At 41.5% G+C, this 13,300-nt stretch carries 10 protein-coding genes, 2 other RNA genes and 2 pseudogenes; 8 read left to right on the top strand and 6 right to left on the bottom strand.

The window, feature by feature from the left end:
• Positions 1–20: 20 nt before the first annotated feature.
• From F539_RS02685 to F539_RS02660, 6 genes are read left to right on the top strand one after another with little or no spacing between them, the layout of a single operon-like run.
• Complete coding sequence (locus F539_RS02685; RefSeq protein WP_014574996.1) at positions 21–3,443, top strand: MG328/MPN474 family protein; 3,423 nt, start codon at positions 21–23, stop codon at positions 3,441–3,443.
• A complete protein-coding gene (locus F539_RS02680; RefSeq protein WP_010874829.1) occupies positions 3,430–4,236 on the top strand; it encodes an alpha/beta fold hydrolase in 807 nt (268 codons plus the stop codon). The genes F539_RS02685 and F539_RS02680 overlap by 14 nt, the downstream gene beginning before the upstream one ends.
• A gap of 5 nt (positions 4,237–4,241) precedes the next feature.
• On the top strand, positions 4,242–5,123 hold the full coding sequence (locus F539_RS02675; protein ID WP_010874828.1) for a DegV family protein: 882 nt from the start codon (positions 4,242–4,244) through the stop codon (positions 5,121–5,123).
• 18 nt (positions 5,124–5,141) lie between these two features.
• Positions 5,142–5,303, top strand: a complete 162-nt coding sequence (gene rpmG, locus F539_RS02670) for a 50S ribosomal protein L33 (RefSeq protein WP_010874827.1) — start codon at positions 5,142–5,144, stop codon at positions 5,301–5,303.
• Positions 5,303–6,367, top strand: a complete 1,065-nt coding sequence (locus F539_RS02665; RefSeq protein ID WP_014325558.1) for an aminopeptidase P family protein — start codon at positions 5,303–5,305, stop codon at positions 6,365–6,367. The genes rpmG and F539_RS02665 overlap by 1 nt, the downstream gene beginning before the upstream one ends.
• A gap of 40 nt (positions 6,368–6,407) precedes the next feature.
• On the top strand, positions 6,408–7,139 hold the full coding sequence (locus F539_RS02660) for a hypothetical protein (protein ID WP_010874825.1): 732 nt from the start codon (positions 6,408–6,410) through the stop codon (positions 7,137–7,139).
• 42 nt (positions 7,140–7,181) lie between these two features.
• Here the strand turns inward: F539_RS02660 and ssrA are convergent.
• Positions 7,182–7,568, bottom strand: a transfer-messenger RNA (tmRNA) gene (gene ssrA / locus F539_RS04005).
• A 24-nt stretch (positions 7,569–7,592) separates the two neighbouring features.
• Here ssrA and rnpB point away from each other — a divergent pair.
• An RNA gene (gene rnpB / locus F539_RS04000) (RNase P RNA component class B) lies at positions 7,593–7,922 on the top strand.
• 68 nt (positions 7,923–7,990) lie between these two features.
• On the opposite strand, the pseudogene F539_RS02655 reads toward rnpB, so the two are convergent.
• Both F539_RS02655 and F539_RS02650 read right to left on the bottom strand, forming a co-directional pair.
• Positions 7,991–8,609 (bottom strand): annotated as a pseudogene (locus F539_RS02655) (adhesin); the annotation flags it as partial.
• 137 nt (positions 8,610–8,746) lie between these two features.
• On the bottom strand, positions 8,747–8,953 hold the full coding sequence (locus F539_RS02650; protein ID WP_014574994.1) for a hypothetical protein: 207 nt from the start codon (positions 8,951–8,953) through the stop codon (positions 8,747–8,749).
• Between the two features lie 396 nt (positions 8,954–9,349).
• Here F539_RS02650 and F539_RS02645 point away from each other — a divergent pair, with 396 nt between their 5' ends.
• Complete coding sequence (locus F539_RS02645) at positions 9,350–10,108, top strand: lipoprotein (protein WP_026088318.1); 759 nt, start codon at positions 9,350–9,352, stop codon at positions 10,106–10,108.
• Between the two features lie 132 nt (positions 10,109–10,240).
• Here F539_RS02645 and F539_RS02640 read toward each other — a convergent pair whose 3' ends face one another.
• From F539_RS02640 to F539_RS04475, 3 genes and pseudogenes are all read right to left on the bottom strand, one after another.
• Entirely contained in the window at positions 10,241–10,771 is a 531-nt protein-coding gene (locus F539_RS02640) for a DUF16 domain-containing protein (protein WP_014574992.1), read from the bottom strand.
• Between the two features lie 486 nt (positions 10,772–11,257).
• A pseudogene (locus F539_RS04480) lies at positions 11,258–12,205 on the bottom strand (MgpC family cytadherence protein); the annotation flags it as partial.
• Between the two features lie 593 nt (positions 12,206–12,798).
• Positions 12,799–13,272: an MPN413 family protein gene (locus tag F539_RS04475; RefSeq protein WP_014325551.1), complete on the bottom strand. Its 474-nt coding sequence runs from the start codon at positions 13,270–13,272 to the stop codon at positions 12,799–12,801.
• Positions 13,273–13,300: the final 28 nt, after the last annotated feature.

Genomic DNA, 13,300 nt, shown 5'->3' with positions numbered 1-13,300 from the left:
AGATGAGGTCTGTGCCATTCATGACAGCAGAAAAAGAGCTAGGTATCCACGATTTTGACGAAAACTTAAACGAACAAAGTTTGCTCAAGCAACTCATGCCCAAAACCCGTAACATTACCCTAGAACCAACAAGGGAAACAATAACAGTTCCCCTAGAACGTAACATTGTAGAACGTAGTTTCTTTGGCGAATTAGATCAGTTAGAGAAAGAACAATCAATTCGCAATTTTTTTCACTTTATGGTAGATATGGGTGTGGTCAAAAGCCAACCCCATGTTGATGTGTTAAACCACTTCGCTAACCAACTCCAAGTTCATAAACCGCAAACCGTTGATCTAACAATGGAGTTTTTAGAACAAGAAGGCCAGGAAGTACTAACAAAGGAAATTAAGGCTGGTTTTTGTGAAATTACCCCCTCTAGTATTACCGAACAAACGACCAAGCCCCAGTTAGATGAAACTCAACTAGTCGATGAATACGTGCACACCAAAGAGTTAGAAACAACACCAATACCTATATCCTTTGCCACTAAGGAAGTACTGTTTGAAGAGGTCTTTAATACTCCTTCAACCCAACAAGTCGATGAAAGTGTGCTTGTCAACGAATACATTGAACTAACCCAACAAATCAAAAACGCATCAGAACAAGTTTCATCAAACCATACCCATCAGTTTAGTGTGGCAACAGAACCAGCAGCCACAAAAGCTGTTAGTGAAACTATGTTGTTGGATGACTATGTCGAAATGGTGGAACAGGATGTTCAAGCCCAAACTGCTTTACCCCAAGCAGCACTTGATCCTACTGTTAGCTTGACCTTTAGCAGTCCGATTGACAGTAATGCCATTTTGGTGTACCCGGAAATGAAGGTACCTCATGTATTTGACACAGTTGCACCAACTACCACAACTGTTCCGTTAGACCAAACACAACTGCTTGACGAACTAGTGGAAGTGCCAGTTTTAACTCACACTGTAACTCCAGCACCGTTACAACCAAAAGCAGCACCAACTAACTTTGCACTTGACCAAACCCAGTTAGTCGATGAATTAGTAACAGTACCACTCACCCATACATTAGTCAACGAGTCTGCACCAGTTACACCTGTTGTTGTGACATCACCTGCAGCTGAACATAGCTTCTCGATTACAACGGTGGACAAGGCTAATTTAACTAATGCTTTGAGCCAAACAGTGGTTATAAAACCCGCTGAAGACAGCGCTCATCAAAGTGCCGTTTTAGACAAGGAAATTGCCACCAAACAAGTGCAGTTACAACAATTGCAAGCCCAAATTGAACTACGCCAAGCTCAACTAGAAACACCTCCTGTAACTTACATGGGTGTGGAAGAATACAAGCTACTGCCTGTTCAAGATGTAGTGCCAGTACAACCTACCGTGAGTTTTGAAATGACCCTGCTCCAAGAACAGTTAGATAAGGCCTTGAAGCACAACGCTGCTTTACAAATCCAGCTAGAAGAGCAGTTAGCAAAGCCACTTCAGTACGACCAAAGTCCGGTGTTACAGGAACGGATTGAACTGTTGCAAAACCAAAATACTAACCTCACTCAGGAGTTGAATGAACTGCAACAAAAGCTGTTTAAGAGCCAAAACAACAGCTTACTCTTAGCACGTTTGGAAGAGGAAAACCGTACGCTTAAACAGCATTTACAAAACAACCTACCGGAAGCTAACCAGTTAAACTTTGTCTTGGAAAAACAGCTTGAACAACTCCAACAAGACAAACACAGCTTAACACTCCAAATCGAACAGTACAAGTTTGATTCCAAAAAACACCAGGAACAACTGGCCTTAATTCCGTCGTTACGCAGTGAAATTAACAGTTTGGAAACGGAAGTAATTAGCTTAAAGCAAACTAACCAACGCTTAAGCCTAATTGAGCGTGAAAACAACTTCCTCAAAACCGAAATTAAACAGCTACGTGAAACTAAGTTAAACGATGAAAACACCAAGTACCGTAATCTTTTAAAGCAGTATGAGTTAATGCGTGCTGACAGTGATGCTAAGTTAAAGGAATTGGAACACGAACAACACCTAGCACACCAACACCACCAGGAACAGTTAGCACAATTACAACGCCACAACGAAGCTTTAGTAAAAGAGTTAGACCAAGTTAAGGCCACTAACTTTGAGTTAGGTCTCGCAGCACAAGGTTTTGAACAGCAAAAAGTGGTACTAGAACAAAAAAACAGCAGTTTACTTGCAAGCTTACAAGCAGCTGAGGAAAACGTCCATGCCTTGGGTATTACTAACAGTGAACTACAAAACCAACTAAATGTTTTAGAATTTACCCACAAGGAAAAAACTGCGTTTGACAGCAAAACGCTAACACTCACAAAGCAACAGCTAGAACAAACCCAGTTTGACCTTAGCTTAACCCAAGAACAGTTAGCTACCTTCAAACAACAAAACCAAAGCCTAACTGACAAACTAATGGCTAGCGAAACCCAGTTAAACCACTTGCAACAGAGTGATGAAAACTTAACCCAGCTCCAAACGCAGCACGAGCTGTTGCAAGAGAGTTACAACAAATTGCAAGATGAAGCTAATCACACCCAGCAACAATTCCATCAAGCACAAAATGAACTTGATGCTGCCCACCAACAGTTAGCACTCTTTAAGCAAAACAACGAGGAATTAACTGATAAATGCAGTAACATTCAAAATGAGTTGCATGATTTAAACCGGGTAAAGACTAACTGGGAGAACCTCAATACAGAGCATAACTTGTTGCAAGACAAATATGCTCAACAAAAAGAGCAAATGCAACATGAACACAGTAATTTAGCCCAAATCCAAGCGGAGCATGAGTTACTGCAAGAGAGTTACAACAAGGTCAAAGCAGAATTAAACGAAATTCAAATTACTAACCTTAATGAGGCCAACGCCCAGTACCAGGACTTGCTCTCCGCTTACGAGTTGTTACAAAGTAATCACAACAAGCTCAAGCAAGAGTTGCAAGTTTTAAACCAGGTCAATTTGGAAAAACAACAGTTAGCGCAAAAGTTACACAACACACACCAAAGTTTAAGTCAAACCCATGCAGAGCTAACCCAACTCCAAGCTGCTTACAATAACCTCCAAGCAACTCCACCGGTAAGCGATGAATTGTTAGAACAATTTAACCAAGTGCAGCTAGAAAAACAACGCTTACTGCAACAAAACTTAGCCTTAGTACACGAGTTGCAATACTTCAACGAACTCAACTCGAGTCAAACCCACGAAATTAAAACAAAGCAAGACGAAACTGTTAAAGAGGTCATTATTGTGGAAAAGGAAATTCCAGTGCTACCCGAAAAGAAACCACGGCTAAAAAAACGTGATATTGTGATCGAAAACAAGGAAGATGCTTTGGGCAAGTTATCCAAAAAGGAACGGATCCAAGCGTACGCTGAACGCCTAGCTAAGATCAATGGCAAGCAGTAAGAGCGATCCCTTTCAATCAATCTTTGCCTTTAAACCACACCGTAAGCGCCATAACTTTATCTTTCTCCATGGTTTTGGCAGTGAGTATTCCAGCTTTAAACACGTGTTTAAACTGTTTGAAAAAAAGCGCTGGTCGTTCTTTGCCTTTAATTTTCCGGGACACGGCAATAATCAGAGTAACAGTGTTGATGAATTGAAGTTGAAACACTATGTTGAATTGGTGTGTGACTTTATCATCCAAAAGCGCTTGAAAAAGGTGGTATTGGTAGGGCACAGTATGGGCGGGGCGATTGCGGTGTTGGTCAATGCTGTATTGCGTGAACGCATTAAGGCCTTAGTGTTGGTAGCACCGATGAATCAAACATCGTTTGTTGTAAGTAAAAAACGGATCTTGGATACCTTGTTTACCAGGAGTCCTAAAAACCAGCAGGACTTCATAGAACACACCGATGATAAGAAGTCGATTGTTAACTTCTTTGTTGGTGCTTTTAAGAAGCGAGTCAACTTTAAAACACTTTACAGTGACATGGTGCAAAACGCCAAGTATGGTAATGATTATCTCGAAGCGGGTTACAACGCAATTAAGGACAAACCCACCTTAGTGGTTCTCGGTTCCAATGATATTGTCACCCCCACAAAGGCTTCTGTGGAATACTTAGCTAAACACAGCGAAACGATCATTTTCAAAATTATTGATGGTGTAGGACATTCACCCCACTACTATGCACCCAAACTTTTTTTTGATTACATTGGGGAGTTTCTAGATAATATAAAGCGAAATAAGGACAAATAGAGCGCATGAAGACCGCGATAATTACTGACTCGACTGCCTCAATTAAGGAAGGAGAGATCCAAGACGTTTACGTGTTACCTTTACAGGTCATTATTAACGGTCAAGACACTTACCGCGATGGTAAGGACATTGACTATGATCGAGTATACCAGTTGTTGAAGGAACACCCCCAAGGGTTAAACATTTCCACATCACTACCACGCCAAGCTGACTTAATTGAGTTAATTGAAGCCATTAAAGACAAGTACGATCGCTTTGTTTTTTTACCTCTCAGTAAGGGTTTGAGTGGTACGTATGACATGATTGTCCAAGCGGTTAAGCCACTCAGTACGCCCAAAAAAGAGTTTGTGGTCTTGGAAACAAGTGACATTGCCATTTCCCTGAAATGGTTAGTACAAGAGGTGAAGGCATTAACTGACACTAACTGCCCAACTAAAGCAATTGCTGAAGTGGTTGATCAGCACAAACAAAGTATTTTTACAGCTGTGACTGTAAAAAACTTAGTGCAGCTACGTAAAGGTGGGCGCATTTCTGGATTAAAGAAAATTATTGCCACACTTTTACGGGTTAAACCGATTATCTTCTTTGATAAAGGGGTAAATACTTTGAGCGGCAAGGCCTTTACCTTTGTCCAAGCATTGGAGAAAATCTTTACCTTTGTCAAATCAAAATTTGGTGATAACTTTAAGATCAAACGGATTGGTTTTTGCAATGCTTTTACCCCAGTTAAGGCCAAGGAAGTTAAAGCTTTAATTTTGGATTTTCTCCACACTAACAAAATCACTTTACAACGTGAAATCGAAAGCTCGTTTATCACAAGTGCCATTATTGCGCATACCGGAATAGATGCGTTTTCGATCAGTTTATTACTCGATAAAAATAAATAATTAGAATCTATATACTTTATGGCTGTTAAGAGAAGCACACGGCTAGGATGTAATGATTGTCGTGAAATTAACTATCTAACGTTTAAAAACGTCAAGAAAAACCCTGAAAAACTTGCCCTCAACAAGTTTTGTTCGCGTTGTCGCAAGGTAGTAGTACACAAGGAAGTAAAACGAAAATAATGCATAACGAACTGCAACAAAAGCTAGCAGTTTTACACAAACTGCTCCAAGACAATAAAGCTGATGCCATCTTAATTGGCTCAGACCAAAACCGCTTTTGGCTTACTGGTTTTCCCTCCAGTGCTGGTTGGTTAGTGGTTCACAAGCAAAGGGTTAACCTCTTTATTGACGGGCGTTACTTTGAAGCCGCTAAAACGGCAATTGATCCCCTAGTCAAAGTGGAATTATTTACCACTTATAAACAAGTAAAGGCATTATGTGAACAAGTGGGTGTGAAACACCTCTTGATTGAAGGGGATTACCTCACTTTTAACTACCAAAATTTCATTAAGAAGTTGTGTGCGCAGTACACGGTCATTAACGCCCAGGAAATTCGCCGACAAAAGCTCCCGAGTGAAATCTTAGCGATTGAAAAGGTAGTGGAAATTACCCGCAAAGTAGCGGTAAAACTCAAGCGCTTTATCCAACCAGGCATGACGGAGTTGTTCATTGCGCAGTGGATTACTGACCAATTGGTCAAAGCTGGTGGGGCAAAAAACTCGTTTGACCCTATTGTAGCTACTGGTAAGAACGGTGCTAATCCACACCACAAGCCTTCCAAGTTAAAGGTAAAATCAGGTGATTTTGTAACCTGTGACTTTGGCACCATTTACAACGGTTACTGTTCCGATATTACCCGCACCTTCTTAGTTGGTAAAAAACCTAATAATGAAGTGTTGCTCAAGGCCTATAAAAAGGTTGATGAAGCCAATATGGCCGGCATTAACGCTGCTAATACCCAACTCACCGGTGCGGAAGTTGACAAGGTGTGCCGTGACATTATTGAAGCATCGGAGTTCAAAGATTACTTTGTTCACAGCACTGGTCATGGTGTTGGACTTGACATTCACGAAATGCCAAACGTATCAACGTCCTATAACAAGTTGTTGTGTGAAAATGCTGTCATTACGATTGAACCGGGTATTTATATCCCTGGTGTTGGTGGCATCCGCATTGAGGACATGGTGTTAGTTAAAGACCACAAGAGTGTGTGGTTATCAGCCAAGATTCCGCGTGCCTTCTAAGACTAACAAGAAAAAGAACGTTGCTAGCGGCGGTGGTTGGATGAGTAAGATCAACGATAAACTCACCGAAATTAATACCGTTGAATACGAAGTTGCTTCCAAACACAGTCAGTACCTCTTCTACAGCCGTTTTGGTCTGTTAGATACCGCTGCTTACTTTTTGTTCTTGCTGTCTTTTTTTGTGACAGCAGTGATGTTCTTGGTGGGTATCTTTCACACCGAGCAGTTTACCTTAAACGATCAAAACCAGGGCATTAGTGGTTTTTACTTGTTTTGAAATGTCAAAAAGCCAGCTGACATCTTTAACGCTAACTTTGTGTATTCGATTAGCAGCTTTGGTATTGCCATTCTAGCGTTGGGCCTCTTTAGCTTGTTTTTAATGATCTTTTTGGGTTACCGCTGAGCAATTTCGTTGTTTATTAAGAGTCAAATCACTAAGTGAGAACGGGTCATTTTTAGTACTGGTTTTTACTTTAGTGTGGTCGCTTATTGCTTTTGAATTGCGTTGATGTTGCTCTTTTTGGTGTTATCGGACCAACACTTTTTCCCGCGTACGACAACGCAACTAAAAAGTAATCCTAACCTGTCACTGTTCTTTCGGATTTCTCACAAAGACAACGTTTTTAGTTCGCGCTTAAACCAACTAGGAGCGTTTGCCACCGCTTTATGTATTACGCTTGTGGTGTATGAATTGCCTTTTTTAGGACTGTTTGCCTTTAACTGAAACAAGCAACGCGCTAAGGCCATTTTTTGTCGCAAACGTAAGCAATAAAAAACCTTCCCGAAGGAAGGTTTGGTCAACTTGCGTTGTTAATGGTGGAGATGACGGGAATCGAACCCGTTTCCATAAAGGATTGGTAAAACAGCTTCTACAGTTTAGTCTTATGTTTTAATGTCTCGCTTACTTTAGATCATAAGACAAACAAGTAAACGATAAGTTCATAATTTAAGGATTAAGTTGAACCAGTTAACCCCGAGCCATAAACTGTGACACGAACCAAACTATGGCGATTCAATTCGTGTAGCTTTAGTATGTTCTAAGCGAAAGCGTAGTTGATACTTGCTTGTTGGTTAGCGATCAACATTGGATCTACCAAAACTTCGTCGTTATTTTTGTCGGTTATTATACCTAGAGCTGTAAGGGGCATACCCCACTGCCACTGTTTTCCTTTCAACATTATGTCAAAACCTCTACATCCCCAACGCTCAAATTATAATTTTAGCCGCTGTCGGTCAGTTGCTGCTCAATGAGTAGAGGAAAGTCCATGCTTGCACTTGCTGGAACGCAAGTAGTGTTTGTGTAAATTGAACAAATAAGATTTAGGACGCTAATAGACGTCACGACTGGACTAGTCTAAGGTCTTTGACTATGATGATGTCCGTAAAGTACCACAGAGACGAGCTTAGTGAAAACTAAGTATGAAACGCGGTAAACTCCACAAGCAAGAAACCTAAATTTTGGTAAGGGAATGTTACTTTAAGAAAAATAATTAAAGTAATGACAGGATTACTGTAGATAAATAACTGACTTTAAAACAGAACATGGCTTATTGGCAGCGTTCTATTTGAAAAAGGATCTGTTTGGATCCTTTTTTTATTGCTTTATTTGACCTTAAATTAATTATTCACCAACACCGGGATGCTGCCCAACAGGCCGCGGAGTAACAGCTGGGCGCGCTGGGCGTTGTTCTTGTTGGTGAAGCTCAAAGCGTTCGGTCAGTCGGATGTGGGGGTGAGGTTGGGGGGGGAGGTTGGTGTAGTTGGTCAAGTTGTCGCCCGATGTGGCTTCTTGAACACTGATCGAATTACCACTTTTATCAGCCTTATCCTGCTTTAACGAGTCGGGGTTGCCGGCGGAGGTAGTTGTTGTGGAACCCTGCTGCTGACCACTGCCCGTAGCACTCGCGAACTTGGTGTGGTTTTCGTTGGTCGTAGTATTATTTTGCGTCTTTGAATCATTCCTTCACCCCGCGCCGGTTCAGAGCTGGAGGTTGGCTGGGTCGAGGGTGGGTCATTGATGGCCACCCACAGTCGTCGTCTGACTGTCACCAAGCGTGCCCTGGACATTCGCTTTGAGACCAACGCCGACATTGCTAAAAGTGGGTGCAACATCATTGGACTGCGTGGTGGAACTTGTGTTGCCCGCCGGCGAGCCGTTGGTGGCGCTGTGACCCGCTCCAGCGACCCCCTTATATCCATTCCCATACCTGTACCCATTCCCAATCCAGGGAATATAATCCAACACCTGGTCAAGGAGTGCCCCCGCGAGGTTGAACCCGGTGGAGAAACGGGAAAGCGTGGGGGAGAAATAAAAATACCAACAGCAAGTTTTAACACTTACCGTTGGTAAATTTATGTCTTTTTAGACCAAAAAATCAACTAACTCTTTCAAGTGCCTAAAGGCTTTTCTTTATTTGTCGTCTCAGTGTCAACAACTTCATTGACAGTTTTAATTTTCATAATGAATTCACAAGTATCATCTTCCTTTGGATCAAAGTAAGCTACCATTGAAGCAATTTTGGGGTATTCAAGTTTTTCACTGGCTTTTTCTAGAAAAAGATTCCTTAATGCTTTAACTTTTTTCATGTTTAAATGTTCCTTTCTTTTTTCTTTTGATTTTTTAAAAAATAACTAACACTTGCAACTCGGTTGCCAACAGGGATCAGACGCTTTGCTGATCAATTCAAAAAATAAAAGATTTGCATTTTGTTCCTCCACTAAATAAATTGACCGGCTTATTGAGAAGTGCAAACAAAATTGCAAAAAAAAGTTTTTAGAAAGCATTAAATGAATAAAAATACCAACAATTGGTAATTATTAGAACTACTCAGATCGAGACGTTTATCAGTAGATAGTTGTTATATAAATAATTAGAAATTTCATTTTTTTAACTAATGTTAAACCCGAAATTTCAATTAGTTTCCTCTTATTCAAAAGGATTTTCCAAAAAAAAGCAAAATCAAAGAGTTATTTTTACTGTTTATGCGCAAAAAGAGATTGTTGTCAAGGATTTCCTTTAGTTCTCTATTTTTATTATGTGGAACATTGTTAAGTGCTTGCACTGGTATCCAAGCAGATCTTAGAAATCTTATTAAAGAAACCACTGGTAAAGACATTGATTTGTCTAAAGCAATTAAAACTAAAGAAGGCAAAAAGAACATAATAGCTTCTTTAAAAAAGTCTTACGAAGTTAATCCGAGAGATACAACAAAATTGTTGTTAGATGCTTGAAAACAGATTTTTGAAGAGGGTAAATTAGGTATTCCAGATTTTGATTTTGACGATGTAATTTATCCCGCAAGCAAGGATCCTTTTACGATGGAGCGAAAGATTGAACATTTCCAGATGACATACCAAAGTTTTAAGGATTTGTCAGTTGAGGATAAGTTAAGCTATACCTTTAATTGATTTGGAGATTATTCTTCAGGTGGTTTCACTGCTAAGAAAGGTGATAAGCATTATTTTGATCTTTTCCTTAAAATCAAACCTGATGCCAAAAAATCATTTACAATTGCAAACTTTAAAACTGAAGAAGACAACTCTACAACTATTGGTGGGAAAGAAACTACAAGAAATTTAGAGTGAATTGAGTTTAGCGCTTCACTTAAATTTTCGTTAAAAGGCAAAGATGATGTTAGTCAAAAAAGTGTGAACAAATTTTTAAGTACCTTTGCTAATAATACAGAAGGCTACTCATCAAATATTAATCTCTTTATTTACTTGGAATATTTAATTAAGTAATTGATTTCAATTCATTAGCCGTCCATCTTTCACCTTTGATAGGATGGCTTTTTTGTTCATTTCAAATGAATGAAAATACCAGCAATTAATCTTTAAGATTAACTGCTGGCACTTTTGTTATTATCCCAAAAACTATTTAGGTGGATCAATTTTGTCCAAGCGTTTATTTATTCCTCCAAGCGCTTGTAGGATCGACTTAAGCGTTTTTCCTTGAGCTTTTATTTGTTCACCCTGAAATTTTTGCTCTACTTGAAGTTCTCTAATTTGCTCGCCCTGTTTTTCAACAGTTTGAGTCAGTTTGTTAATTTGCTCGCCGTGAAGAAGCACAACTTGAACTAATTGATTGATTTGCTCGCCCTGTTTTTCAACAGTTTGAGTCAATTTGTTGATTTGTTCACCTTGGGCGGCCAAAGTGGTTTCAATCTTTGTAAGTCGTTGGTTGTTTGAGTTTTTGTACTCGTTGAACTCTTTACGCGTTACGTATTCCGTGTTCACTGGTATAACCGGTTTGTTAAGTTTAAATTGTCTGTTGAATTTGCCAGAGAATTCCACACTGTTGTTTTCTGGATTAATGATGTATCAACCTGAAAAAGTGCCCTTTTTGGTCTTTTTCACCATGTCATGGAATTCTTTTTCGTTATAAAACGGAATTTTCTCTTTCATTAAGTAATACCTCCTTTCTTTGCAAGGTTTGAAAAGTCACTAAAACTTGCAGCACTGCTGCCAACTAAGTTCAGCTGTTTTGCTAAATTAATAAAAACATTACACATAACGAGTCTTTGTGCTTACACTAACTAAATTGCTTAAAGTTAGTAAAGACACCAAAACAACTTCAAAACTTTTTTCAAAAAAGTTCTTATTAATAAGAAAAGTTCCTATTAATAGTTAGAAGGTATTAAAAACCCAAATTGCAAAAATATTCAAACTCTTTGGCTACTTTGAAAATCTGTCTCAATTTATTTAGTGGGAGCAGGCAGAGTGACTTGTGTTGAAAAAACGAGCCTGCTCCCGCTGATTTAAATAAATTTAGTGAATTCATAGTTTTGCCTCTACATCAAACTAACGGCTTTTGTTAGTTTTCCAATCGTCAAAAATATTTTGGAGCTGTCTGCCTCTTACCTCTGGGTAGATGGCTTTTTTTATTGTTATCACCCCATTCCGCTGCTCCGCTCTTCTCCTGTTACCCGCTTCGGGGAAATTGGCACTGTAGTAATACGGCACGGGGAGGTAGTGCGAGGCGGTGTTGGTTCACTTGACTTTGGTGTTTGAATTATCATCGGATGTCGACTGGGCATTTTCGCGCGCGGACTTCAGTTCACTTTCGTTTACAATCCCATACACAAGCAGTTGGTCGGTGCGCGATGGCAAGCGCGCCTCGTCCAACTTAAAGTTAAAGTTAAGGCCCAGGGCATCAAACACGGTCACGCCATCATCCCCATAACTGTTGAGTGGACTGGCATTAATTAAGGAAGCAATTTTGGCACTCGCCTTACTATCATCCTTAACGGGATACTTGGTTTGCACTGCCTCCGTATTCTTACTCCCCCCTTTCATCCCACTCACCGGGGTCACATAGGCAAAGGTGTCTAACAGGGTAAACAAGCCATTAATCGGTCCGTTCAATCCGGCCGTGTTTTCCACCAAGGCCTTGTACCCCCCATCACTGTCCAATCCGGCCGTGGTCGACCAGGCGAGCACTTGGTCTTTGGTGGAAGCGTTCGAATCAGTCGTCATATCATACCCCACTGCCCCCGCTTTGAAGGCCGCAAAGACGAGGTGGTCGGCCACAACGTCAAGACCGGCGATGAGGTAGGCGGGTTGGGTGAGGCCTTGGGCCTTCAAATTCGAATTTTTGGAATCCGAATTTGAGTCATCTTTAAACCCCAACTGGTTTTCGACAAACTGCTTCTGCTTGTCGGTGCCCCAGTTGAGCTCGGTGTGGGCTCATCAAGTCGCCCTCCCGGACGTGGTTCGCTCATCCACGACCCAATACCACAAACTCGGTACCCGGTCTGAGCCCATCACAACTATCTGGCCATTTAAGTAAGCGAGTTGGGACGTGGAGGTATGATAAAGCTGTGTTATTACATTCGACAAATCTTCATTTGTAGAAGTCGATTGCCGGGTCGCTGCTTGGACTGAAACACCACCAGCAGCACGGGTAGCGATTCCAGTACTTGGTTTACCAGGTCACGTTTCCAAAGATGGCACTATCACCCCCATCTGGTGCAGGGCCTGGGTGGTGTTTAAATATTTTTGGAATTTGTTGTCGGTTGTGCCTTGGCCTTGAGAACCAGAAGAGTCACTTTTTTGGACAGCAACAGTAGTGGAGCGCTGTGCAAGCGATACCAATCCATTGTTATCACCTGATTGCTGATTGTCTGTAACAGCAGCCATTTGACTCCCGGTTGATCCCACCAACGGGGCATCATTTTTTGCCTCACTCGCCCCGGAAGACTTCCACTCCGATTCGTTTTTCTCCTTCCCCTCCTTCGTCGAATCCAGGGGTTCATACACCGGTCAAGCTTCATTTAACTTCTGGTACGCGCGGCCCTTATCGAGCTTAAAGCCGGTGACGGCTTTGGGTCCGGGGTTGTTTTTAAGGCCTTTTTGGGAACGTTGGGAATTCCAACTCGATTCTTGACCCGAACCAAAATGAACCGTATCCTGAGCAACCCCATTCACCCGGACTAACCCCGCATTCGGGGTGTAAGGGGTCACGGGTTGTTCGACGAGGAGGTCTTGGAGGGTTTTGTAGAGGGAGCCCTTACCATTGGAACCTTGATCGTCGGAACCCTGACTTTCCTGCTTAACGTAGGGCAACGCCAACTTAATCTTGCGTTCAAACACCCACGTGGCCCTGGGCGCGGCTTTAAAGATGAGGATGTAGCTGGCGAAGTCTTCTTGGGTGGAGTTAGATGAAGTTCCTGATTGATCGCCAGCTTGCTGTAAGACTTGTTGGGACTTGGTGGTATCAAAACTAAGGGCATTTTGGTCTTGGCCATTACTCTCAGTGCCTTGTTGGCTCGAACTATCTTGAAACTTCACCCTGACCAACGCTGAGCGGACCAGCGCCACCAACTTGTTCTGTCCCACCCGCTTTCAGTCCACGAGTTCGTATGAGGGGTGTAAATGGGCGGCGCGCACGACATCCAGCCCCCCATTGAGCGGTGTCGTAAAGGGCGTGTAGGG

This window comes from Mycoplasmoides pneumoniae FH, from assembly GCF_001272835.1.
In the GTDB taxonomy this organism is placed as follows: domain Bacteria; phylum Bacillota_I; class Bacilli_A; order Mycoplasmatales; family Mycoplasmoidaceae; genus Mycoplasmoides; species Mycoplasmoides pneumoniae.
This window is presented reverse-complemented; position numbering and strand designations above follow the sequence as displayed.